Origin of the sequence: Microbispora oryzae (assembly GCF_017896165.1) — a bacterium.
GTDB lineage: Bacteria > Actinomycetota > Actinomycetes > Streptosporangiales > Streptosporangiaceae > Microbispora > Microbispora oryzae.
On the sequence record NZ_JAFCNB010000015.1, the window covers coordinates 17,461 to 40,586 of the forward strand.

General features: G+C 74.0%; 18 protein-coding genes. 12 read left to right on the forward strand and 6 right to left on the reverse strand.

Features of this window, described 5'->3' with window-relative positions:
- Positions 1–103: 103 nt before the first annotated feature.
- Genes JOL79_RS23975 through JOL79_RS23985 form a run of 3 tightly spaced genes read left to right on the forward strand, consistent with a single transcriptional unit; the run spans position 104 to position 2,923 of the window.
- Positions 104–1,831 carry an MFS transporter gene (locus JOL79_RS23975; RefSeq protein WP_210158156.1) on the forward strand — a complete coding sequence of 576 codons (1,728 nt, stop codon included), beginning with the start codon at positions 104–106 and terminating at the stop codon, positions 1,829–1,831.
- A 54-nt stretch (positions 1,832–1,885) separates the two neighbouring features.
- Complete coding sequence (locus JOL79_RS23980) at positions 1,886–2,629, forward strand: dienelactone hydrolase family protein (protein ID WP_210158157.1); 744 nt, start codon at positions 1,886–1,888, stop codon at positions 2,627–2,629.
- 12 nt (positions 2,630–2,641) lie between these two features.
- Positions 2,642–2,923, forward strand: coding sequence for a DUF6295 family protein (locus JOL79_RS23985; RefSeq protein ID WP_210158158.1), 282 nt, complete (start codon positions 2,642–2,644; stop codon positions 2,921–2,923).
- Positions 2,924–3,000: 77 nt separating this feature from the next.
- Here JOL79_RS23985 and JOL79_RS23990 read toward each other — a convergent pair whose 3' ends face one another.
- Positions 3,001–4,269 (reverse strand): D-arabinono-1,4-lactone oxidase, encoded by a 1,269-nt coding sequence (locus tag JOL79_RS23990; RefSeq protein ID WP_307848695.1) that lies wholly within the window; start codon positions 4,267–4,269, stop codon positions 3,001–3,003.
- Between the two features lie 103 nt (positions 4,270–4,372).
- On the opposite strand from JOL79_RS23990, the gene JOL79_RS23995 reads away from it, so the two are divergent.
- Positions 4,373–5,380, forward strand: a complete 1,008-nt coding sequence (locus JOL79_RS23995; RefSeq protein WP_210158160.1) for a zinc-binding alcohol dehydrogenase family protein — start codon at positions 4,373–4,375, stop codon at positions 5,378–5,380.
- Here JOL79_RS23995 and JOL79_RS24000 read toward each other — a convergent pair whose 3' ends face one another.
- Positions 5,381–6,613, reverse strand: a complete 1,233-nt coding sequence (locus JOL79_RS24000; protein ID WP_210158161.1) for an SGNH/GDSL hydrolase family protein — start codon at positions 6,611–6,613, stop codon at positions 5,381–5,383.
- Between the two features lie 271 nt (positions 6,614–6,884).
- Between JOL79_RS24000 and JOL79_RS24005 the strand changes: the two genes are divergently transcribed.
- From JOL79_RS24005 to JOL79_RS24020, 4 genes are all read left to right on the forward strand, one after another.
- Positions 6,885–7,106 carry a hypothetical protein gene (locus JOL79_RS24005; RefSeq protein ID WP_210158162.1) on the forward strand — a complete coding sequence of 74 codons (222 nt, stop codon included), beginning with the start codon at positions 6,885–6,887 and terminating at the stop codon, positions 7,104–7,106.
- Positions 7,107–7,205: 99 nt separating this feature from the next.
- Positions 7,206–8,858 carry a flavin monoamine oxidase family protein gene (locus JOL79_RS24010; RefSeq protein WP_230985365.1) on the forward strand — a complete coding sequence of 551 codons (1,653 nt, stop codon included), beginning with the start codon at positions 7,206–7,208 and terminating at the stop codon, positions 8,856–8,858.
- A gap of 105 nt (positions 8,859–8,963) precedes the next feature.
- Positions 8,964–9,932 (forward strand): acetylxylan esterase, encoded by a 969-nt coding sequence (locus tag JOL79_RS24015; RefSeq protein ID WP_210158163.1) that lies wholly within the window; start codon positions 8,964–8,966, stop codon positions 9,930–9,932.
- Positions 9,933–10,184: 252 nt separating this feature from the next.
- On the forward strand, positions 10,185–11,198 hold the full coding sequence (locus tag JOL79_RS24020) for a LacI family DNA-binding transcriptional regulator (protein ID WP_307848696.1): 1,014 nt from the start codon (positions 10,185–10,187) through the stop codon (positions 11,196–11,198).
- Between the two features lie 47 nt (positions 11,199–11,245).
- On the opposite strand, the gene JOL79_RS24025 is transcribed toward JOL79_RS24020, so the two are convergent.
- On the reverse strand, positions 11,246–13,069 hold the full coding sequence (locus JOL79_RS24025; RefSeq protein ID WP_210158164.1) for an asparagine synthetase B family protein: 1,824 nt from the start codon (positions 13,067–13,069) through the stop codon (positions 11,246–11,248).
- 61 nt (positions 13,070–13,130) lie between these two features.
- Here JOL79_RS24025 and JOL79_RS24030 point away from each other — a divergent pair, with 61 nt between their 5' ends.
- Positions 13,131–13,553: a hypothetical protein gene (locus JOL79_RS24030; protein WP_210158165.1), complete on the forward strand. Its 423-nt coding sequence runs from the start codon at positions 13,131–13,133 to the stop codon at positions 13,551–13,553.
- Between the two features lie 32 nt (positions 13,554–13,585).
- Here JOL79_RS24030 and JOL79_RS24035 read toward each other — a convergent pair whose 3' ends face one another.
- From JOL79_RS24035 to JOL79_RS24045, 3 genes are read right to left on the reverse strand one after another with little or no spacing between them, the layout of a single operon-like run.
- On the reverse strand, positions 13,586–14,152 hold the full coding sequence (locus JOL79_RS24035) for a LamG-like jellyroll fold domain-containing protein (RefSeq protein WP_210158166.1): 567 nt from the start codon (positions 14,150–14,152) through the stop codon (positions 13,586–13,588).
- The gene (locus JOL79_RS24040) at positions 14,152–17,880 is read right to left on the reverse strand and encodes a P-loop NTPase family protein (RefSeq protein ID WP_210158167.1); all 3,729 of its coding nucleotides are present in this window, start codon (positions 17,878–17,880) and stop codon (positions 14,152–14,154) included. The genes JOL79_RS24035 and JOL79_RS24040 overlap by 1 nt, the downstream gene beginning before the upstream one ends.
- Positions 17,877–19,145, reverse strand: a complete 1,269-nt coding sequence (locus JOL79_RS24045; protein WP_210158168.1) for a carboxylate--amine ligase — start codon at positions 19,143–19,145, stop codon at positions 17,877–17,879. The genes JOL79_RS24040 and JOL79_RS24045 overlap by 4 nt, the downstream gene beginning before the upstream one ends.
- Positions 19,146–19,354: 209 nt before the next feature.
- Here JOL79_RS24045 and JOL79_RS24050 point away from each other — a divergent pair, with 209 nt between their 5' ends.
- From JOL79_RS24050 to JOL79_RS24060, 3 genes are read left to right on the forward strand one after another with little or no spacing between them, the layout of a single operon-like run.
- On the forward strand, positions 19,355–21,667 hold the full coding sequence (locus tag JOL79_RS24050) for a xanthine dehydrogenase family protein molybdopterin-binding subunit (RefSeq protein WP_210158169.1): 2,313 nt from the start codon (positions 19,355–19,357) through the stop codon (positions 21,665–21,667).
- Positions 21,664–22,626, forward strand: coding sequence for an FAD binding domain-containing protein (locus JOL79_RS35555; protein WP_210158170.1), 963 nt, complete (start codon positions 21,664–21,666; stop codon positions 22,624–22,626). Before JOL79_RS24050 ends, JOL79_RS35555 begins: the two co-directional genes overlap by 4 nt.
- Positions 22,623–23,108 carry a (2Fe-2S)-binding protein gene (locus JOL79_RS24060; protein ID WP_210158171.1) on the forward strand — a complete coding sequence of 162 codons (486 nt, stop codon included), beginning with the start codon at positions 22,623–22,625 and terminating at the stop codon, positions 23,106–23,108. Before JOL79_RS35555 ends, JOL79_RS24060 begins: the two co-directional genes overlap by 4 nt.
- The last annotated feature ends 18 nt before the right edge of the window (positions 23,109–23,126 follow it).

Consider the following 23,126-nt stretch of genomic DNA (forward strand, 5'->3'; position numbering starts at 1 on the left):
CTCCCCCGGTCTGGGCCGTCCCACGCCGCCCGGGAAGAGCGCCACCCTGTCATTTAGTTAGGCTAAGCAAGTACTAACGTACGTGGCAGGGAGGTGACGGCGCATGCCGGAGACGAGCGGGCCCGGGACCGTCGCGGCGGAGGCGGCGACCGGCGGCCGGGCGAGGCGGTTCGACCGGGATCACCCCCGATACCGGTGGGTGGCGCTGTCGAACACGACCCTGGGCATGCTCCTGGCCACCGTGAACTCGTCGATCGTCATCATCTCACTGCCCGCGATCTTCCGGGGCATCGGGCTCAACCCGCTCCAGCCGGGCAACGTCGGCTACCTGCTGTGGATGATCATGGGATTCCTGCTGGTGTCGGCGATCCTGGTGGTCCCGGCGGGCCGGCTGGGCGACATGTTCGGCCGGGTCAAGATCTACAACAGTGGATTCGTGATCTTCACGGTCGCCTCGGTCGGCCTGTCGCTCGACCCGCTGCGCGGCGGCGCCGGAGCCGTGTGGCTGATCGGCTGGCGCGTCGTGCAGGGCGTCGGCGGCGCGATGCTCTTCGCGAACTCCACCGCGATCCTGACCGACGCGTTCCCGCTCAGGCAGCGCGGCACGGCCCTCGGCGTCAACCAGGTCGCGGCCATCGCCGGGTCGTTCCTCGGCCTGGTCGCCGGCGGCCTGCTGTCGGAGTGGCACTGGCGGGCCGTGTTCCTGGTCAGCGTGCCGATCGGGCTGGCCGGCACGATCTGGTCGTACGCCTCGCTGAGCGAGCTGGGCGAGCGGCGGCCGGCCCGGGTCGACTGGGCCGGGGCCTGCACCTTCGCCGCCGGGCTCGGCGTCCTGCTCGCCGCGATCACGTACGGCATCCAGCCGTACGGCGGCCACGCCACGGGCTGGACCAACCCGTGGGTGGTGAGCGGCCTCGCGGGCGGCGTCGTGCTGCTGACGGCGTTCTGCGTCATCGAGACCCGGGTCGCCGAGCCCATGTTCCGGCTGAGCCTGTTCCGGATCCCGCAGTTCTCGGCGGGCAGCCTGGCCGTCCTGCTGTCGGCGGTGGGCCGCGGCGGCCTGCAGTTCATGCTGATCATCTGGTTGCAGGGCATCTGGCTGCCGCTGCACGGCTTCGCCTACGAGGACACCCCGCTGTGGGCGGGGATCTACATGCTGCCGCTCACGCTGGGCTTCCTGGCCGCCGGTCCGGTGTCAGGGCACCTGTCCGACCGGTACGGCCAGCGGCTGTTCGCCTCGGGCGGCCTGATCCTCACCGCGGTCACCTTCGTCGGGCTGCTGGCACTGCCGGTCGACTTCCCCTACTGGGCGTTCGCCCTGCTGCTGGCCCTGAACGGGGTCGGCTCCGGCGTCTTCTCCTCGCCCAACACCTCGCGGGTGATGAGCAGTGTGCTGGCCGGCCAGCGGGGCGCCGCCGCCGGAATGCGCGGGACCTTCCAGAACTCCGGCCAGGCCCTGTCGATCGGCGTCTTCTTCTCCCTGCTGATCGTCGGGCTCGCGGCCCGGCTGCCGCAGGCGCTCACCTCGGGCCTGGAGGCGGCGGGCGTGCCGGCGGGCGCCGCCGCCGCGGTTGGAAGTCTGCCGCCCGTCGGCAGCGTGTTCGCCGCGTTCCTCGGCTACAACCCCATCCGGACGCTGCTGCCGCCGGACGTCATGAACGGCCTGCCACCCGCGGCGCAGGCGCGCCTGACCGGGAACCGGTTCTTCCCGGACCTGATCTCCGGCCCGGTCCACCAGGGGCTGGTGGTCGTCTTCTGCGCCGCCGCCGTCATGATGATCGTGGGCGCGGCGGCCTCGTTGCTGGACGGCCGCCGGGTGGACAAAACGTGACAAATGTATTCAGCTTTTCTGGTCGGATCATCCTCGATCATCACAGGGAATGGCATGGACGACGCACTATGGGCGGGCACCGTGACCTATCCGGGACACGAGTCGGCCGAGTTGGAGGCGTATCTCGCACGGCCGCTCGGCGACCGGCCGCGCGGGGGCGTGGTGGTCATCCACCACATGCCCGGGTACGACGAGGCGACCAAGGCGATCGTGCGGACGTTCGCCGCCCACGGGTACGCGGCGGTCTGCCCGAATCTCTACTCGCGTGAGGGAGCCGGCGTCAGCCCCGACGACCAGGCCGCCGCGGCGCGGGCCAAGGGCGGCGTCCCGGACGAGCAGCTCGTGGGCGACGTCGGCGGCTCCGCCGCCTACCTGAACTCGCTCGACGGGGCGAACGGGAAGATCGGGGTGATCGGATACTGCTCCGGCGGCCGCCAGGCGTTCATGGCCGCGTGCTCGCTCCGGCTCGACGCGGCGGTCGACTGCTACGGCGCGTTCGTGGTCAACGCCCCGCCCGCGGCGTCGCCGATGAAGGCCCGTCCGGTGCTCGATCTGGCGCCCGATCTGTCCTGTCCGCTGCTGGGCCTGTTCGGCGCGGACGACCAGTACCCGGGGCCCGAGGAGGTCGGCGTGCTCTCGGCCGAGCTGGAGAAACTGGGCAAGGAGCACGAGTTCCACAGCTACCCCGGCGCCGGGCACGCGTTCTTCGCGGTCGACCGGCCCTCCTACCGGCCCGGCGCCGCGATGGACGGCTGGAAGAAGATCTTCGACTTCTACGGCCGCCACCTGGCCGCCTGACAGGAGCCCGTCATGTGCACGTACCTGACCGAGAAGATCGAGCTCGACGGCGCGGCCAAGGGCGCCTCCGGGTGGTTCACCCTCCGCGAGGGCCTCGTCTACGTCGATCACCCGTACCACGCCTGCCAGGAGCACACGGTGAACATCGACTTCACCAATCCGGGCGAGGGGCCGTCCGCGCGGGTGGCGGTGGAGCTGACGGAGGAGGCGGCCGTGGCGCTCGTCGAGGCGATCCAGCAGGCCCTCGCCACGGCGCCGCCCGGCCTCGCCTCCGCCCGCCGCGGGGCCGCCTGAGCCATCCGGACGGACCCGCCGGGGCTCCCCGGCGGGTCCGTTCTCGGAGCGGCCCTTGTCCCGCTCCGGCGCTCCGCTCAGCCGGTCAGGACATGCCGGGTGACGAACTCGTTGGCGAACACGCCCCTCGGGTCGTATTCGCGGGCGAGCGCGCGGAAGTCGCCGAGCCGCTCGTAACGGGAGGCCACGACGGCGGGCGCGAGGGTGAACAGCTTGCCCCAGTGGGGCCGGGCGTCGAACGGCGCGAGCGCGTCCTCGATCCTGGCCAGCACGGGCAGCACGGCCTGGGGGTCCTTCACCCACGTGAAGTGGAAGGCGACGGTGTCCCGCCCCTGCGACGGGCTGAGCCACAGGTCGTCGGCGGCGATCGTGCGGATCTCCGAGATCTGCAGGACCGGGGCGATGTGCTCGCGGATGGCGTCGACGGCGTGGAAGGCCGCCACGGCGTGCCGCCGGGGCACCATGAACTCCGACTGGAGCTCCTCCCCGCTGCTCGGCGTGAAGTCCGGGCGGAAGTGCGGGAGGCGTTCGAACCAGGGGCCTGGCTCCCCCATCTGCTGCGTGCAGTGGATCGGGGACACGCCGGGCACCGGGTGCCGCGGGCCGTCGGCCGCGACCGCCCCGAAGAAGCCGGCGGCCGGCTCGGCGGGGGTGCCGCCGTCCATCCTTTCCTTCACCCACACCTGGTTGACGGCGGACGTCCGCCAGTCGGTGAACAGGCTGACGCTGTAGGCGGCCGACACGACGTCGTCGAAGTGGTCGTCCAGGACGCGCGCGTCGAGGCCCTCGTAGACCGACTGCCTGACCTCGAACGCGGGCACGAGGTCGAGGGTCAGGCCGACCACGGCGCCGAGCGCCCCCAGTGCGACGACCGCCCCGGGGAACCGGCCGGGGTCCGCGGCCCGGCTGAGCGTCACGAGGTCGCCGGACGCGGTGACCATCTCGATCGCCGCGACCGCCGTCGCGAGGCCGCCGTTCGCGTCTCCCGAGCCGTGGGTGCCGGTGGCGCAGGAGCCCGCCACCGAGATGTGCGGCAGTGACGCCAGGTTGGGCAGCGCGTATCCCTTCTCGTGCAGCCGCCGGCCGAGGTCGCCGTACCGTACGCTGGCGGCGACCCGCACCGTGGCGGACGCGGTGTCGATCTCCACCTCCGCCGGCAGCCCGTCGAGCGAGACGAGCGCGCCCGCCGAGTCGGCGATCTCGTTGAATGAGTGGCCGCTGCCCAGAACGCGGACCTTGCCGGCGCGGCCGATCAGGCTCCGCAGTTCCGCGACCGTGGAGGGTCGTTCGACGTGATCAGCCCGGAAGGCGATGTTTCCTGCCCAGTTCGTCACTTTGTACGTCACAAGGCGAGTGTGCCGTACGCCGGGCCGCCCGGGGGCCCGGCCCCGGCCCCGCACCTCCGGGCGGCGTGGGTGCCCGCATAACGGCCTGGCTACGGTGGGGGCCATGACCGAAACGATGCCCGCGGTGGGATACCGCAAGCCCCTTCCGATCTCCGATCCCGCCAGCCTCGAAGACCTCGAACTGCCGATTCCCGAGCCCGGGCCGCGTGATCTCCTCGTCCGCGTCGAGGCCGTCTCGGTGAATCCGGTGGACACGAAGGTGCGTAAGGGACACGACCCGGCCGGCGAACCCAAGGTGCTCGGCTGGGACGCGGCCGGAGTCGTCGTCGCGACCGGCCCTGAGGTGACGCTCTTCGAGGTCGGCGACGAGGTCTACTACGCGGGGTCGATCGACCGGATGGGCACCGACGCCCGCTACCACGCGGTGGACGAGCGCATCGTGGGCCACAAGCCGGCCACGCTGAGCTTCGCCGAGGCCGCAGCGCTGCCGCTGACCACGATCACCGCCTGGGAGACGCTGTTCGACCGCTTCCGGCTGACCTCGTCCGACACCGGCACGCTGCTCGTCCTCGGCGGCGCGGGCGGAGTCGGATCCATGATCATCCAGCTGGCCCGTGCGCTCACCGGGGTGACCGTCGTCGCCACCGCGTCCCGTCCGGAGTCGCGGCAGTGGGCCCTCGACCTGGGCGCGCACGCGGTCGCCGACCACCACGACCTGGTGAACTCGGTCCGCGCCGTGGCACCGGGCGGGGTCGACTACGTCTTCTCCCCGAAGACCGACGGCAACATCGAGGCGTACGCGGAGCTCCTCCGCCCCGGAGGGGCGATCACGGCGATCGACGAGCCCGAGGGCCTGGAGCTGCTGCCGCTCAAGGTGAAGAGCATCGCCTTCCACTGGGAGCTGATGTTCACCCGGCCCCTGTTCCGGACGGACGACATGATCGCCCAGCACGACCTGCTCGAACGGGTGCGGGAGCTGGTCGACGAGGGAGTGGTCCGCGGCACCGTCACGACCACCCTGGGGCCCATCCGGGCGGAGACGCTGCGGCAGGCGCACGAGATGGTCGAGAGCGGACGCATGATCGGAAAGGTCGTCGTCGCCGGATTCTGATCAGGTGAACCCGAAGCCCGGCGGGAGCGGTTCCCATCGGAGCAGCCTGGCCGGCACGGCGTCGGCCAGCGCCCGGTAGCCCGCCGGGTTCAGGTGCAGGTGATCGCCGACGTCGTACGCCGCGAGGAGCCGCCGGGGGTCCGCCGGATCGCGCACGACCCGGTCGAAGTCGAGCACGGCGTCGAAGCGCCCGCTGTCCCGGATCCAGGCGTTCACCGTCAGCCTGGCCCGCTCCCGGTGCCCGCCGGGGTCGTCGTAGCCGCCCTCCCCGCCCTCTTCACCATGGCCGCCGAACGGCGTGACGGTCGCGCCGTACACACGGACGCCCTGGGCGTGCGCCCGCATGACGATCTGGTCGTACGCCGTGATCAGGTCGTCGGCCACCCGCCGCTGGGCCGCCTCGGTCGCCGGGGCGGTGCCGATGTCGTTGACGCCCTCGAAGACGATCAGCCATCGGACGCCGCTCTGCGCGAGCACGTCGCGGTCGATCCGGCCGAGCGCGTGGGGGCCGAGACCGTCGTTCAGCACGCGGTTGCCGCCCGCGGCCTGGTTCACGATCGCGACGCCCGCCGTGCCCGGGTCCGCCTGGAGGCGGTCGAGCAGCAGATCGGGCCACCGGTCGTTGCCGTTCGTCGTGGAGCCCCGCCCGTCGGTCAGCGAGTCGCCCACGAAGACGGCCGCCGCCGTGGCGGGCTCCGTCCAGACCTCCACCCCGCCGAGGAAGTACCAGTGGTCGACCGGGGTCGCCCCCGGCAGCTCCACGGCGTCGGCCAGATCGCCGGCCACGAGATGAGAGGTGGTCCGCGACCCGGGATGGGAGGTGATGTCCGCCGAGTCCTGCCCGTCCGCGAGGTAGACGGTCACCGCGAGATTGGACCGCGCGGCCGGGGCGACGTCGAGCGGATCGGAGACCATCTGGGCCCCGGCCGGGACGACCACCGAGGGCCGGCCGCGGAAGGTCAGCGCCCGCGCGGTGCCCGGCTCGACGGCGCTCACCCCGGCCCGTCCGCCCGCGGGCAGCGCCACGGAGACTCTGGTGATCGGCAGCGCCGCCCCGCCGAACACGTTCGACAGGCGCAGCCGGATCCGCCGCCCGCCGAGCGACAGCCGCACGGTCTGCCGCAGGGTGCAGTCAGCCAGGACCGGCGTGGTCCCGAACGGGGCGGGCGGCATGTTGTCCGGCTCGGTCGGCTGCGGCGTCGCGGCCCAGCTGGTGACCCAGTGTCCGTTCATCCTCGGACGAGCCCGGAGGGTCTCACTGCCGGTCTCCCATCGGGGTCGCGGGGTCTTAGAAACTTTCCCACCAGTTGCGAAACTTTCAGGAGGAATCTACGGCCAGGTGATCCACTCCGTCAACGCCCGCCCGCGGGTAGGAGTACGGCGGCCAGGTTAAAACCTTTTAGAGCGCTCTCACCTGGTAAATCATGAAAACAGCACGACCCACCGACGACGGCACCCGGCCGTTTCCCCCGCCGCGAGGCGACAGGAAGGAAGAGGATCTGAGATGAGCTTCTACGACCCGAGCGCCCACATATGGCGGGAGCTCGTCGTCCTCACCCTCGCCGGCATCCTCCTCTGGATTTTGATCATCGGCACGGCTCTCCTCGTCCACCGCCTCACCCACCGCGGCCGGGACGCGCCGCCCGGCGAGACCGCGGACCCCGGGCCGCAGCCGGGCTCCGCGGAGCGGCCCCCGGCCCCCCGCCGGCGCGACCCCGCCCGCTGACGATCCCTCGACGGCCCCTATCTACTGACGATCCGGCCCACTCCGGCGAACCGCGCGGCGCCCCCGCCATGGGGAAATCGTGAGAAATCGGACCGGAACATGATCGTCGATCTTCGGCAACAGATCGTGCTCACACTGACTCCAGAGATCATGGAGGTGGCTGTGAGCTACAGCAGGCGTGAATTCCTGACCGCGGTGGGCGCATCCGGAGGCGCCGGAGCACTCCTGGCGACGATGGGCGCCCTCGGGCTCGCGCCGACGGCGGAGGCGGCGACCCGGCAGGCATTCGTGCCCCCGAGTCCGTCCGACTTCACGCTCACCGGCAGGAACGCTAAGAAGGTCGTCATCCTCGGCGCCGGGATCGCCGGCCTCTCCACCGCGTACGAGCTGGGCAAGGCCGGTTACGACTGCACCGTCCTGGAGGCCCTGGGCCGGGTCGGCGGGCGGAACTGGACCATCCGGGGCGGCGAGAAGATCACCGAGATCGACGGCTCCACCCAGGTCGCCCGATTCTCCGACGGGCTCTATCTCAACGCCGGGCCGGCCCGGCTCGCCCAGTGGATGGTCACCCTCGACTACTGCCGCGAGCTGGGCGTCCCGATCGAGGTCTTCACCAACTCGAACGCCCAGGCGTACATCTTCAACCAGGCGGCCGGCATGACGGCGCCGGTGCGCTGGCGCACCGCGAAGGCCGACGTGTACGGCTACATCTCCGAACTGCTGTCGACCGCCACCGACGCGGGCGCGCTCGACGCCAGGCTGACCGCGGACGACAAGGAGCGGTTGCTGTCCTTCCTGCGCGGCTTCGGCGCGATCGGCTCCAAGGCGAGCGGCTTCGCCTACACCGGGGGCGAACACCGGGGATACAGCACCGACCCCGGCGCGGGCGAGCAGCCGGGGACCGTGCTCGGCCCGGTGCCGTCGCTGTCGGAGGTGCTCGCCAGCGGCGTCGGCCAGCGGTTCTCCTTCGAGTTCGGCTACGACCAGGCGATGCTGATGTTCCAGCCGGTCGGCGGCATGGACGCCATCCCCAAGGCGTTCGCCGAGGCGATCGGCAGAAAGAGGATCCAGTTGAACTCCGCCGTCACGAAGATCACCGATCTCGCGGACGGCGTCGAGGTCGAGTACCGGGACGAGAGGGGCCGGACCCGCACGATCAAGGCCGATCTCTGCGTGGCCGCGATGCCGCCGCACATCCTGGCCAGGACACCGCACAACCTCGGGCCCGACGTGCAGGCCGCGCTGTCCACGCCGGTCGTCACGTCGTCCGGCAAGATCGGCCTGGAGTACCGCAGTCGCTGGTGGGAGACCGACGAGAACATCTACGGCGGCATCACCAACACCGATCTCGACCTGTCCGTGCTGTGGTATCCCTCCTACGGGTATGGCGGGCGGCGCGGCCTCGTCGTCGGCTACTACAACACCGGGGCCAACCAGGACGTCTACGCAGCGCTCTCGCACCCGCAGCGGGAACAGCGCGCGATCGAGCAGGGGATGAAGATCCACGGCCCGAAGTACCGCGACGAGCTGGTCTGTTCCGCGTCGGTGTCGTGGAAACGCCAGCCCTACATCGAGGGCGCGTGGGTCGGCTGGCCGTCCCGCACGGGCGCGTACCAGCTGCTGAACAAGCCGGCCGGGCACGTCCACTTCGCGGGCGACTGGCTCAGCTACATGATCGCCTGGCAGGCGGGCGCGCTGGAGTCCGCCCGCAAGACCGTCACCGACATCCACCAGCGGGTCCTGGCGCACTGAGCGGCGTCCTCGGTCTTTACGGGCGAAACCGCCCTCCGTGACCGAAATTTGGGAGGGTCGCTATCGTGTGCACAACTATGGGCGACCTTCCCGGAAGGACTATTGATGCCACAGTTCGACATGCCCCTGGAGCGACTGCGTGAGTATCGGCCCGAGTTGGCGGTCCCCGGCGACCTGGCCGACTTCTGGTCCGCGACCCTCGCCGAGACCCGGGAGCACGACCTCGCGGCCACCTTCGAACCGGCCGGCAACGGACTCGCCCTGATCGAGACGTTCGACGTGCGGTTCGCCGGTTTCGGCGGCCACGAGATCCGGGGCTGGCTGCACCTGCCGGCGCACCGGACGGGCCCGCTCCCCGCCGTGGTGGAGTATCTCGGCTACGGGGGCGGGCGCGGGCTGGCCCACGAGCGCACCCTCTACGCCCAGGCGGGATACGCGCACTTCGTGATGGACACGCGCGGCCAGGGGTCCGGCTGGTCCGCCGGCGACACCCCCGACCCGGACGCCGCCGGGCTGCCGCAGCAGCCGGGCATGATGACCCGGGGCGTGCTCGACCCTCGTGAGTACTACTACCGGCGCGTGTTCACCGACGCCGTACGGGCCGTGGAGGCGGTCCGCTCCCACCCCGAGGTCGACGCCCGCCGGGTCGCGGTCACCGGGGGCAGCCAGGGCGGCGGCATCTCCCTGGCCGTCGCCGGACTGGTCGACGACCTGGCCGGGGTCGCCACCGACGTCCCCTTCCTCTGCGACTTCCCGCGGGCGACCACGCTCGTGGACACCGACCCCTACTCCGAGATCGCCCGCTATCTGAAGGTGCACCGCGACCACGTGGACCGGGTGTTCGCCACGCTGTCCTACTTCGACGGGGCGATCCTCGGCCGGCGAGCGGTCGCGCCCGCCCTGTTCTCCGTCGGGCTGGTGGACGACATCACCCCGCCCTCGACCGTGTTCGCGGCCTACAACCACTACGCGGCGGACAAGTCGATCGAGGTGTACCCGTTCAGCGGACATGAGGCGGGCTCGCAGCTCCACGAGGTGGCGAAGCTGCGCTGGCTGGCCGAACGCCTGGCCTGACCGCCTGGGCGCCTCCGCCGCCCAGGCCGCGGAGGCGCCGGTTGTTAGCGATAACCGGCCGCCGGGAGGGCCAACGGCGGCCGTCCGCGCGGCCTTCCCCCTTCCCTCCCACACCGTCGAGCCCCGCCTGGGAGGGGTTGACGGCGGACACACGCGTACGGAAACTGGTGGGCGACCACCCCGTGCCGATCAGGCCGTCTGGGGGTCGTTTTTGTTAACGCTAACAAGACGCGAGCCCGGGGAAGGAAGCCGGTGGGCCGACACCGATCGGAACGGGTGACCCTCGCCGACGTGGCCAAGCGCGCAGGCGTCTCCATCGCCACGGCGTCGAAGGCTCTCAACGACAAGGCGGAGGTCGCCGAGGACACCCGGTATCGGGTGCGGGTGGCCGCCACCGAGCTGTCGTTCCGGGCCATCCGGCCGGCCGGGGGCCGGACCGCCGTCCGCACCGTCGGGCTGCTGACCGACGAGCTCGGCGGCGGCCTGTCCATGGCCCTGCTGCTGGGCGTGGAGAAGGCGCTGTGCGAACGGGCGGCCTCGGTCGTGCTGTGCGACGCGCGGGGCGACGCCGTCCGCCGCAGGCACTACATCCACAGCCTGCCGACCCAGGTCGACGGGCTGATCGTCCTCGGGGACGGCAACGCGGTCCGCCCGTCCGTGACCCGCGACGTCCTCGTGCCGGTCGTCTACGCGTACGGCGAGTCCGGCGACCCGGCCGACCTGTCGGTCCTCGCCGACGACGCGGGGGGCGCCCGCCTCGCCGCCGAGCACCTCGTATCGCTGGGATGCCGCCGCATCGGGCACATCACCGGCCCGTGGGCCCACCGCGCCGCCCGCGACCGCGCCGGGGCCCTGCACCTGGCGCTGGCCGAGGCCGGTCTCCGTATCGCCGGCGGCGAGCCCCTGTACGGCGAGTGGTCGCGGCGGTGGGGCCGGCACGCCACCCGGACCCTGCTGGCCGACGAACCCGACGTGGACGCGGTGTTCTGCGGCAACGACCAGATCGCCGACGGGGCCTGCGAGGCGCTCGCCGACCTCGGCCGGGACGTGCCCGGCGACGTGGCGGTGGTCGGATACGACAACTGGGAGGCGCTGGCCGCGGACTGCCGTCCTCCGCTGACCACGGTCGACCTCGACCTGGAGAGCCTGGGCGCCGTCGCCGTCGAATACCTGCTTGCGGCGCTGGCCGGGCAGCGGACGTCGGGCGTCGTCCGCCATCCCGCCCGGCTGGTGCTGCGGGAGAGCTCGGCGCGAGCGGTCCACTGACCCGGTCTCCCGCGCGGCCGGTCAGGGCGGCCGGTCGGTACAGCCGGTCAGGGCAGCCGCAGGGTGGGACGGAACTCCTCCAGCCACGACGCCAGGTTGAGCGCCCACTCGACGGTGTTGCGGGTGCGCGGGGCGAGCGGAGCCGCGTCCCGCCCCACTCCCTCCAGCCAGGAGCGGCGCACGACGGCGAAGGCCGGATGCCCGTGGTCGGCGGCCAGGGCGGCCGCCTCCCGCCGCAGGGCGGCGTCGAAGCCGGGGTGCCGGATCGACGGGTAGGCGGTCTTCACCCGCTCTGGCACCGATGGCGGCAGTAGCGGCCGTCCCACCGCCCGGAGCAGGCTCTTCTCCCGGCCGTCGAAGGTCTTGACGGCCCACGGCACGTTGTAGACGTACTCCACCAGCCGGTGATCGCAGTAGGGAAGCCGCAGGGTGACCCCCGCCGCCCCGCTGAGCCGGTCGACCCGGTCGAGGAGGACGCGCAGCGACCGGGTGATGTAAAGGTGGGCGAGCACGCGCAGCCGCCGTTCGCTCTCGTCCGCGCCGTCCGGGTGCTCCACCTCCGCGGCCGCCTCGGCGTACCGCTCCGCGAGGTGGTCCCACAGGCGCAGGCGGGCGGCGAGGCCGGGCGCCAGCGCGTCGGGATCCGGCGAGTAGGCGCCGAAGTGGAACGCCACCCACGAGAACGTGCCCGCCCGGTGGTATCGCGGGTCGTGGAAGTCGGCGTACCCGCAGAACAGCTCGTCGGCGCCCTCTCCCGACAGCAGGGTGGCGGAGACCTCACGGGCCGCGCGGGCCGCACGGTAGAGCAGGACGGCCGAGCGATCCCGGTCGCCCCAGCCCGGCGGCTGGCCGTACGCGCGGACCACGGCGGCGCGCAGCTCCGCCGCGCCCACGTCGCGCCCGGTGAGGACGATCCGCCGATGGTCGGTGCCGAGGTGTGCCGCGACCTCGGCCGCGTACGGGGCGTCGGGAGCGGCCCGTTCGGCGTCCGGCGTGAAGTGGTCGGCGTAGTCGCCGAAGTCCAGCTCGAAGGTGCGGACGGGCCGCCGGCCGTTCCGTCCCGCCATCGCGACGAGGGTGCTGGAGTCCAGGCCGCCCGACAGCAGCGCGCTCGCGGCCGGTCGCCTGCGCACCGAGTCGCGGAGGAGGTCGCCGACCGCGGCCACCGTCGCGCCGACGTCGCCGGTGTGCTCGCGGGCCGTCAACTTCCAGTAGCGGCGCTCGGCCACTCCGGCGGCCGAGACGGTCAGCGCGGTGCCCGGCGTGACCTCGGTCATGCCGTCCCACGGCGTGCCGGGCAGGCACAGCGTGAACGCCAGCATGCGGCGCAATCCGTCCAGATCGACGACCGCCCGCGCGGAGGGATGGGCGAGGATCGCCCCGGGCGCCGATCCGAACACCATCCCGCCGCCGACCGGATAGACGTAGAGCGGCCTTCCCCCGAGACGATCGCGGGCCAGCACCAGCTCGCCGGCGCGCCCGTCCCATACGGCGAACGCGAACACGCCGTCCAGCCGCCGTGCCGCGTCCGTCCCGCCGTCGAGATAGGCGGCGAGCACCGTCTCCGCCGGGCGGGAGCGCGCCACGCCGTCCGCGCACCCCGCCGCGCCGTCCAGGGATCCGGCGAACACGACCGCGACCGTCCCCTGCGCCGTCACCGCCACGGCCGGCCCGCCCGGCCGCTCCGGACCTTGCCTCCCGCCGCCCGCCTGGCCGGAAGAGCCGGCCGGGGAACGGCAGCCGAGCGCCACGCGCTCGCCGATCCAGCCGAGGTTCTCGCCCGGCGCGAGGGCCGCGGTCATCGCGGCCAGGACCGGCGCCGGACCGGAAAGATCGCGGTCGAACTGTACCCATCCGGTTATGCCGCCCACGCCGCACCCCCGTTTCCGCGGCCGTAGGATTCCAGTCGTCGATCACGGCTGGAGGTCCGGCATGGACGTCGCGGCGCTGACCGCATTTCTCGCCCCCTTACTGCCCTACCTGGTCAAGGCGGGTGAGAAGGTCGGTGATCTGGCGGCCGAGAAGGCCGGCCAGGAGGCGTTCGGGATCGCCCAGCGGATCTGGGCCGCGCTCCGCCCGAAGGTCGACGGCAAGGAGGCTGCCGCGGAGGCCGTCGCCGACGTGGCGCGCGACCCGGACGACGAGGAGTCGCGGACCGTGCTGAAGATCCAGCTGCGGAAGCTGCTGGCGGAGGACCCGGATCTGGCGTCGCGGGTCGAGCAGCTGTGGCGGCAGGCGTCCGGCGGCGGGACGGTCGTCACCAACGTGACCGCGAGCGGAGCGGGCTCCGTGGCGATCGGGCGTGACGCGACGAACAGCACGATCGTCACAGGAGGGCCGGACGCCGGCCGCTGAACGGCCGCCGTCCCGGGAGTCGCGGGCACCCGCTAGCCGCGTAGCCGCCACAGCCACACCTCGGCCATCCGGCCGCTGAACACCCGGGCGTTGTCGTCCGGCCACGCGCCGACGTTGAGCCCGTACGGCCACTCCACCCCGCCGACCCGGCCGAGGTTGCCCTGCCGTACGGCGACCAGCGCGCCGTCCACGGACAGCGCCATCGTGTCGCGGCCGTCGTAGACGAATCCGAGGTCGGCCCACCTGCCGGTGGGCACCGTCCCCGGCGCCGTGGTGATCTCGTGCCACTGCAGGCCCGCGTACACGCTGCCGGCCAGGGCGCCGTCCGGGGAGACGGAGAAGGAGAAGGCCAGATATCCCTCCAGGAGGGTTCGCCGATCGCCAAGAGTGTCCGCCCAGACCCGGGCGCGGGCCCGCAGCCCGCCGAGCTCCTCGAGGCTGGACGAGGGGAACACGACGACGTGGGTGCGCCGCCCGTCGAAGGGCATGCCGCCGGCGGCCGGCGCGGTCGCGCTGTGCCCGTGGTTGCCGTGGCCCGACAGATCGGCGAGGCTTCCGGAGGTGTAGTCGTGGTGCACCACGAGCTCGAACTCGTTCATCACGGCCACCACCGGTAGGCCGCGGTGACCGCCGCCGCCAGGTCGGCCGGCCCCTGCGGACCGGCCAGCTCCACCAGGGCGGGCATCAGCGCGGGCATCGCCTCCAGCAGGTCGGCGCGGGTCCCCGTGGCGAGCAGCCGCAGCACCGTCCGCACGTGTTCCTGGACGTCCTGGGCGTCCAGCGTGCCGGAGGCGACCAGTGGCCCCGTCAGACCGGCGAGCACCCGCCCCCGGCTGACGGGATCGCGCAGCTCGCGCGCGACCGGCAGGGCGTCGGCGACCGCGTCGCCGAGATGCGGGGTCAGCCGCGTCAGCGCGATCGCCCGGTCGACGTCGGGCAGCGTGCGGACGAGGGCGACGGCCTCGGCGGCCCGGCCTCCCGTGGCCTGCGCGAGCGCGACCGCGAGCGTGGCCTGGGCGAGGTCCGCGGGGTCGGTGATCTCGGCGAGCACCGCCCGCGCCTCCGTCACGGCGTCCCGGCGCCCGGCGTCGCCGCTCCCGTGGTCCCCATCGCGAGCGCCGTCGCCAGCACCGTCGCCAGCACCGCCCGGAGCTCCCTGCTCGTCCCCGTGCCGGTAACCATGTGGCCGCGCCGCCGTGGCGATGCGGAGCAGCACGGCGATCCGCTCGCGGGGGTCCGGGGTCGCGTCGGCGACCGCGAAGGCGGCGTCGCGCCGACCGGCCAGCGCGAGCACCTCCGCCCGCCAGTGGCCCGCGGGAAGCCGGGCGGCGATCCGCAGCGCCCGCTCGGCCTGCCCGCCCCCGGCCAGCGCGGCGGCGACGCCGAACGCCGCTCTCATCGCCCAGTAGGGATCGTGGATCGTCCCCGTCACCTCGCCGGCCTCGTCGGCCAGCCCCAGGCCGCCGAGCCGGGCGGCCAGCGCGGCGGCGGCGCCGGCGCGCTGCTCGGTGTCGGCGACGGCCGCCACCGCGCGGCGGGCCGCGGGCAGCAGCCCGGGCGGCGCGGCGGCGACCAGGTCGGCCACCACCCGGGCGCCGCCGTCGCCGGAGCAGGCCACCGCGGCCTCCAGCGCCTCCGCGTGCAGCCGCATCCGATCCTCCGGATCGGCGTGCCCGGCCAGGGCGCCGAGCACGGCGGCGTGCCAGTCACCGGGCAGGGCCGCGAGCACCGGGGCGAGCGACCCGTCGGCCGCCATCGGGGCCAGGTGGGCGGCGTTGTCCCGCAACAGCCGCCCACGGGTGACCGCGTCGTCGATTCCGGCCGTGACGGCGAGCGCACGGCCCGCGACCCCGGGGGCGGTCGACTCGTCGCTCCTGCCCGCGACGCCGAAAAGCGCGCTCGCCAGCCAGGCGGCGTCCGGAATGCGCTCCGCGCACGCGACGGCGGTGTCGGCCGCGCCGGTCTCCGCGAGGTGGACGGCGACGGACCGGAGGGTGGCGTTCAGGATGTCACGGTCGCCCACCTGGAGTGAGATGTCCAGCGCCGCCCGCAGCAGGTCCTCGAGGGAGCCGTCCGGCGCGGTCCGCGCCGCCTCGGTGAGCAGTTCGGCCCGCCAGCGGGGTGCCCGGACGAAGCGGCTCGCCGCCACCCGCCGTCCGGCGCCCTCCCCGGGGTCCGCTCCCGCCTCCGCTCCGGTCCCCGCGCCGGGGAGGCCGAGCAGCAGGGTCGCCACCCCGTGGCGGGTCCGCTGAAGGTACTGCTCGGCGAACTCCGCCGGGTCGACGGGGTCGAACGTGTGGCTCGTCTCCCGCGGCGGCGCGGGGACGAGCGCGCCGAATCGGGCGATCACCTCCAGTCCCCGCTGCGAGATGTCACGCTCGTACGGCTTGCGCATGGCGTCGGCGACGCGCCGCAGGTCGCCGAGGTGGTCGCCGCCGGCGGCCACGGCGAGGCGGAAGAGCTCACCGGCGCGCCAGTAGCCGTCGGGCACGAGTTGCACGGCGGCCATCGCCTCCCGCGCCGCCCGTGCCCGCACCTCGCCCGCCAGCCGGGGCAGGAGCGTGCTGAGCGCCTCCGCGCGGGTACGCGCGTCGGGGGTCTCCCGGGCCAGTTCGAGGGCCTGCGCCGTGGTGACCATGCCGTGGTCGGCGAGCAGCAGCAGCAACGCGCTGGGCACGTTGCCGGCCACGCTGTTCACCGACGCCTCGATCAGGGCGTAGCGCAGTTCGAGCGCCACGGCGCGCGGAGCGCCCGGTCCGTACGGCACCTGTTCGGCCCGGCTCCAGGCCCGCTGCACGTCGAGCGCGTAGCCGGCGAACTCGCGCCGCGTGCGGTGCGCCTCGTACCAGGCGTTGGCCGCCGGGGAGACCGACGCGACCTCGTCGGTGTCGCCGCGCGGCCACTCCAGCTCCATCAGGCCGTGCAGCACGGCGTCCTGGCTGGCCTGCACCAGGTGGTGCACGAGATGGCGCAGGCCGTATCCGTCGTCCATGGAGGCGGCGTCACCGCGCAGAGAGGGCAACCCCTGGTCGAGGTCGCCCCAGGCGGCGAGGTAGCGTCCGGCGATGCGCAGGTGCGCCTCGCGCTGGGCCCCGGACAGGCGGCCGACGAAGAACCGCTCGGCGCTGGACAGCGCGCTCGCGTCCACCAGGCCGGCCGTGAACTCCCCGAGGCTGTCGTGGAAGGCGGCGTACCGCTCGCGGGTGCCGTCCTCGACGATCTGCAGGAACGGCCGCCAGGCGTCGCCGACGAGCTCGGCGGCGCGGCCGGGCTCGGGGCAGCGGCTCAGCTCACACAGCAGGTCGAGGGCGAGCGGCTCCTGCGCGGCGGTGAGGGTGACGAGCAGCGGCAGGTCGACCGTGGGCCAGGTGGTCTCGTGTGACCGCTGCCAGTCGCGCCAGAACCGGGCGTAGTACTGCCACAGCCCGACGGGCAGCGACGAGACCTCGCGCGGGGTGCGGGCACCGGTGCGCAGCTCGGCCAGCACGTACCTGAGCACCAGCCACACGCCGCCGGACCAGGCCGTCAGCCGGTCGACCACCTCCGCGTGGGTGGCCCCGGACGCGGCGACGCGCGCGGCGAGGTCAGGCGCGCCGACGCGGCGCTCCAGGTAGGCGCGCACGTCGGCGAGGTTGTCCGGGCTCCGGGGCCGGATGCGCAGCACGCGGCGCGGGGCCTCCAGCACCAGGGGAATGTGCGTGGTGCGCTGCGTCGCCAGGACGTACACCCCTGAGGGCAGCTCGGACGGCAGGGCGAGCGGGTTCTGGAACGGCAGGGCCGCGGTCTCGTTGAGTCCGTCGACCACGAGGACGATGGGCTCCCCGGGGCGGGTGGCGTCCCGCCGGTCTGCGGCCTCGTAGAGGACGTCGGCGAAGAAGTCGGGCCGGGAGGCGTTCGCGGGGAGGACGCCGCCGGCCGCCATGGCCCCCAGGTCCCAGGCGCGGATCAGCTGGGCGGACAGGTTGCGCAGCGCCAGGCCGACGTCGTCGGCGTCGGGCATCAGCCGGACGAAGTGGTGGACGTACCCGCGCTCCCGTGCGATCCAGGCCATGAACGCGGTCTTGCCCATGCCGGCCTCGGCCTCGATGAGCAGGTAGCCGCGCTCGTTCGCCGCGAGGAAGTCGTCGACCGCCCGGACCAGCCAGGCCCGGCCGGTGAACTCTTCGAGCCGCAGCTCCCGGTAGAGCGCCCGGGGGCTGAGATAGGCCTCCGCGAGGCGCTCGTAGCGCCCGACGAAGAACTGGTTGACGCCGCCCGTGACGAAGATGCTGTCGATCGCGTCGCCGCCGAGCGCGATCGAGCCGTCGCCCTCGGCGTGGACCGTCACCGGCGCCTCCGCGCCGCCCGGCCCTCCAGGTAGGCGGGCGGGCCCGGCCGGTGGGGCGGCGGCGGCCACAGCCCCGAGGCCGCGCCCGCGCTTCTGGCCAGGGCGACGACGGCGGGGACGGGGTCGTCCGCGGCGATCCACGCGGTCTCCCTGACGGAGCGCAACGACGACCACCACTGCCGGGGGGTGAGACCGCCGGCTGCCAGGCTCGACCAGGACGAGCGCACGTCGTAACCCTCCACCATCAGCGCCCGGCCGTCAACGGCCCCGTCCCGCGGCACCGGCCGGCCCGTGAGGTCGAGATGCAGCGCCCGGACGACGTCCACCCCCGAACCCGTCGTGAACAGGCGGAACACCGCGCCCACGCGCGGATTGAAGTCGAGCAGCCGGTAGGTCCCGTCGCGCCGGTCGTACCGGTAGTCGAGGCTGACGGCGCCGCGGTAGCCGAGCGCGGCCAGCAGCGATCTGGCCTGGTCCTCAAGGGTCCGGTTGCGCTCCACCCGGCCGAGCGCGGTCTCCCCGGCGTCGGCGGGGAAGGACCGCAGCTTCCGGCCGGTGAAGCCGGCGAGGCACTCCGACGACGCGTCGCAGTAGCCGTGGAACAGCCAGTCGTCCCCCGGCCCGGCCGGGATGTGCTCCTGCAGCAGCACGGGTGAGGAGACGTCCGTCCGGAGCAGGTCGGCCGCGCCGCGCAGGATCCGGGTGCTGCGGGCGCGCCGCCCGTCCGCGAGCAGGGTGGGCACGGCCCGCTTCGCCACCACCGGGAACGAGGCGGTCTCGGCGTAGGCGAGCAGCCCGGCGGAGTCGGTGATCACGGTGGCCTCGGGCACGGGCACGCCGAGGTCGCGGCAGCGCCGGTGCAGCGCGGCCTTGTCCGTCACCTCGCGGACGAGCTCCGCGGACGGCGCCGCGAACAGGAACCACCGCCGCAGCGTGTCGGCGTGATCGGCGACGAAGATCGCGGCGTGGTCGTCGGTCGGGACCAGCACCGCCGGGCGGCCGATGCGCCCGGCCACCCACTCGATGCCCGCGAGCAGTTGCCGCCGGTGCTCCTCCTGACCCGCGGTGGGCCACACGAACCGCCCGGCCGCGTAGCGGGACAGGCCGGCCGGGGCGAGCCGATCCTCGTGCACGCCGTAAACCGGGATCCCGGCCCGGCCCAGCGTCCTGGCGACGCCGAGGCCCCCGTGGTGGACCGGGTACGCGCCGACCTTGAACGTCAGCGCGGGGACCGAGGTGTCGAACGCGAGGGGGTGAGCGCTCATGACGACCGGCTGCCTCCGGCGGGGCGGGACGACGGCGGGAACGCGGGGGCCGCGCGTACCGATGGTCGTACAGGTTGAGGGGCCCGGCAAGCGCCGCCCGGAAACCAGCCGGATCGGCCGGGGCCGCACGGCTGCCGAGACGCGGCCCGGCCGACGGGGGCCGGCGCCGCCGCCGTAGCCTGGAGAGGCAGGCTACCTGGGAGGACACCGTGGAGGGGTGGTCCAGGCGCGAGGACGAACGGCTGCTCGGCGGCCGTGGGCGCTACGTCGCCGACATCGCGGTGCCCGGCTGCCTGGACGCGGTGTTCGTGCGCAGCCCGATCGCCCACGGCCTGCTCCGGGAGGTCCGCTGCGACGCCGCCCGCGAGGTCGCCGGGGTGTCGGGGGCGTGGTCGGCCGCCGACCTGTCCGACCTGCCCTCGTGCGCGCCCTCCACGGCGTACCTCCGCGATCTTCCCCCCGTCCCGTACACCGGGGTCGCCCGGCTGTCGACCAAGGACGCGGTCGCGGGCCGGGAGTGGCCGTCGCTGGCGCGGGACCGGGTGAGATACGCGGGCGAGGCCGTCGCGGTGGTGGTGGGCGACGACCGCTACGCGGCCGAGGACGGCGCCGGCCTGGTGACCTGCCGCATCGATCCCCTGCCAGCGGTCGTGACCCCGGCGGAGTCGGCCACGGACGAGGTCCGTCTCTACGACGGGCTGGGCAACGTGGCGTTCCAGGCGGCGGCGGGGCGGCCGATCGAGGATCACGTGTGGCGGCGGGCGGCCGTCGTCGTGGAGGCCGCCTACCGCCAGCAGCTCCTGATGCCCACGCCGATGGAGTGCCGCACCATTCTGGCCGTGCCCGGGGACGACCGGCTGACAGTGTGGGCGGGACACCAGATGCCGCATCGGCTGCGGCGGGAGCTGGCCGCCACGCTGGGCTGGCCCGCCGACCGGATCCGCGTCGTCGTGCCCGACACCGGCGGCGCCTTCGGGTCGAAGAGCCCGACGTTCCCCGAGTTCGTCGTCGTGGCCTTCCTCGCCGTGAAGCTCGGGCGGCCGGTCCGCTGGATCGAGGACCGGATGGAGTCGCTGCTGGCCGCCACCCGGGGCCGTGGCCAGGACCAGCGGGTCCGCCTCGCGGCCGACGCCGAGGGCCGCCTCCTGGCGTACGAGCTGCGGATCGACGCGGACGTGGGCGCCTACCCGCATCTCGCCGTCGGGCTGCCCCTGCAGACGGCCCTGATGGCCACGGGCCCCTACCTCACGCCCGAGGTCCACGCCACCGTCCGCTCGATGCTCACCACCACGATGGTCACCTACCCGTACCGGGGGGCGGGCCGGCCCGAGGCGACGATCGCGCTCGAGCGGACGATGGACACGCTGGCCCACCGGCTCGGGATCGACCCCGCCGAGCTGCGGCGGCGCAACTTCATCCCCCCGGACGCGTTCCCGTACACGACCCCGACGGGGCGGTGCTACGACAGCGGCGACTACGCGGCGGCGCTCGACCTGGCCCTGCGGACCGCCGGGTACGACGACTGGAAGGCCGAGCGGGAGCGCCGCCGCGCGGACCCCGGCGCCCTGCCCCTGGGCATCGGCGTGTCCTGCTATGTCGAGCGTTCGGGCGGGGAGCCGGGGGCGCTGCACGAGTTCGCCGCGGTCGAGGCGCGCGAGGACGGCTCGATCCTGGCGACCTGCGGCGCGTCGGCGACCGGCCAGAGCCATGAGACGACGTTCGCCGCGCTGGTCGCGGAGAGCCTCGGTGTGGACGAGCGGCGGGTGCTGCTGGTGGAGGGGGACACCGAGGAGCTGCCCGAGGGCGTCGGGTCCTTCGCCAGCCGGTCCGCCCAGGTGGCGGGCGGTGCGCTGAAGCAGGCCTGCGACCTGCTCGTCGCGGCGGCCCGCGAACGGGCCGCCGGGCTGTGGGAGCTGCCGGTCGAGGAGGTGGCCTGGTCGGACGGCGCGCTGCACCCGGCGCGCGGCGCCTCGGCCGCCATGGGCCTGGCGGAGCTGGTGAAGGTCACCGGGCCGCTCCGGGTGGACGGCCGGTTCGAGTCCGGCATGGCCTTCCCGTTCGGAGCCCACGTCGCGGTGGCCGAGGTCGATCCCGAGCTCGGCACCGTGAACGTCCTGCGGGTGGTCGCCGTCGACGACTGCGGTGTGGCGCTCAACCCCGCGGCGGTCAGGGGGCAGGCGCTGGGCTCGGCCGTGCAGGGGATCGGCCAGGCCCTGTACGAGGGCATCCCCTACGACGGCGACGGCGTACCGATGCTCCCCTGGGGGCTGCTCGACTACCTGATCCCCACGGCGGCCGAGGTGCCGCCCATCACGATCGCGGAGACCAGCACACCGAGCCCGGTCACGCCGCTCGGAGCCAAGGGCGCGGGTGAGTCGGGCTGCATCGGCACGCCGGCGGCGATCGTCAACGCCGTGGCCGACGCGCTGCGGCTCGACGACCCCGGCCTGCTCCAGACGCCGCTCACGCCCGACGTGGTGTGGCGGGCCGCGCACACGCGCCGGCAGGAGGCCCCACGGTGAAGCCGGTCCCGTTCGACTACGTCGCGCCCCGGACCGTACGGCAGGCCGTCGAGGCGCTCGGCGACCCGTCGCGGGAGGCGCGGGTGCTCGCGGGCGGCCAGAGCCTGATCATGGAGATGCGCCTGCGGCGGGCCACTCCCCGGCTGGTCGTCGACATCAACCGCGTCGGCGGGCTCGGCCGCCTCACCGTCAGCGCGCAAGGGACCGGCGGCGCGCAGGAGACCGGCGCGCACGGGACCGGCGGCGTGCTCGAGGTCGGCGCGCTGGTCCGGCACGCCGCGTTCGAGCGGCCGGGAGCCGTGCCGGGCCCCCTCGGCAGACTGTTCGCGCTCGCCGCGGCAGAGATCGCCCACCCGCCCATCCGGGCCCGCGGCACCATGGCGGGCAGCCTCGCCTGGGCCCACCCGGCGTCGGAGTGGTGCGCCCTCGCCGTCGCCCTCGACGCCGTCCTCGTGCTCGACGCGGTGGACGGCGCCCGCGCGGTGGCGGCCCGCGACTTCTTCCTCGGGCCCCACCTGACGGCCCGCGAGGCACGCGAGCTCCTCACCCTCGTGCGCTTCCCGCTGCTGGCGGACGGCACGGGCGTCGCCTTCGCCGAGCACCGGCGGACCTGCTTCTCCTTCGCCCAGGTCGCCGTCGCGGCGGCGGTCACGCTCCGCGACGGTGTCGTCGAGGACGCGCGGATCGGGCTGGCCAACTGCGCCGACCGGCCGGTGCGGGCCCGCCTGGCCGAGCGGTCTCTGATCGGCGCCGAGATCGGGCCCCCCGGCGCGCGACCGGCCGCCGGCCATCCGTTCGCCCGGGCGGGGGCCGTCGCCGCGGAACGGGACGCCGGCCCGGTGCCCGAGCCGTACGCCGACCCGGACTACCGGCGCCACGTCGCCGCGGTCCTCGTCCGGCGGGCGCTCCGCGAGGCCGCGGCGGACGCGGAGAGACGACCGGAGGGAGTGGACCGGTGAAGATCACCCTGACGGTGAACGGCGACGACGTCGCGCTCGACGTGGAGCCCCGTCGGATCCTCGCCGACGTGCTGCGGGAGGACTGCCGGCTCACCGGCACGCACCTGGGGTGTGAGCAGGGTGTCTGCGGGGCCTGTACGGTCCTGGTGGACGGCGAGGCCGTACGATCATGCCTCATGCTGGCCGTGCAGTGCGACGGGCGCTCGGTGCGCACCGTGGAGGGGCTGTCGGGCGCGGACGGGGAGCCGCACCCCCTGCAGCTCGCCTTCTCCGCGGAGCATGCCCTGCAGTGCGGGTTCTGCACGCCGGGTTTCCTGATGGCGGCCGTGGCCGCCCTGGAGGCCGACCCCGGTGCGGGCGCGGGCGACGAGCGCGTGCGGGCCCTGGTGGAGTCGAACCTCTGCCGCTGCACCGGCTACGAACCGATCCGGCGGGCGATCACGCGGGCCGCGGCGCGGCTCGCCGCCCGGCCCGGGGCGTGACCCGCTCCGGCCGGATCT

Bases quoted from the DNA above. Each gene is read 5' to 3' on its own strand.
- JOL79_RS23995 (WP_210158160.1), top strand. From the start codon at position 4,373: ATGACCGAAACGATGCCCGCGGTGGGATACCGCAAGCCCCTTCCGATC.
- JOL79_RS24030 (WP_210158165.1), top strand. From the start codon at position 13,131: ATGGACGTCGCGGCGCTGACCGCATTTCTCGCCCCCTTACTGCCCTAC.
- JOL79_RS23975 (WP_210158156.1), top strand. From the start codon at position 104: ATGCCGGAGACGAGCGGGCCCGGGACCGTCGCGGCGGAGGCGGCGACC.
- JOL79_RS23980 (WP_210158157.1), top strand. From the start codon at position 1,886: ATGGACGACGCACTATGGGCGGGCACCGTGACCTATCCGGGACACGAG.
- JOL79_RS24010 (WP_230985365.1), top strand. From the start codon at position 7,206: ATGATCGTCGATCTTCGGCAACAGATCGTGCTCACACTGACTCCAGAG.
- JOL79_RS24000 (WP_210158161.1), bottom strand. From the start codon at position 6,613: ATGAACGGACACTGGGTCACCAGCTGGGCCGCGACGCCGCAGCCGACC.
- JOL79_RS23985 (WP_210158158.1), top strand. From the start codon at position 2,642: ATGTGCACGTACCTGACCGAGAAGATCGAGCTCGACGGCGCGGCCAAG.
- JOL79_RS24045 (WP_210158168.1), bottom strand. From the start codon at position 19,145: ATGAGCGCTCACCCCCTCGCGTTCGACACCTCGGTCCCCGCGCTGACG.
- JOL79_RS24015 (WP_210158163.1), top strand. From the start codon at position 8,964: ATGCCACAGTTCGACATGCCCCTGGAGCGACTGCGTGAGTATCGGCCC.
- JOL79_RS24005 (WP_210158162.1), top strand. From the start codon at position 6,885: ATGAGCTTCTACGACCCGAGCGCCCACATATGGCGGGAGCTCGTCGTC.
- JOL79_RS24035 (WP_210158166.1), bottom strand. From the start codon at position 14,152: ATGAACGAGTTCGAGCTCGTGGTGCACCACGACTACACCTCCGGAAGC.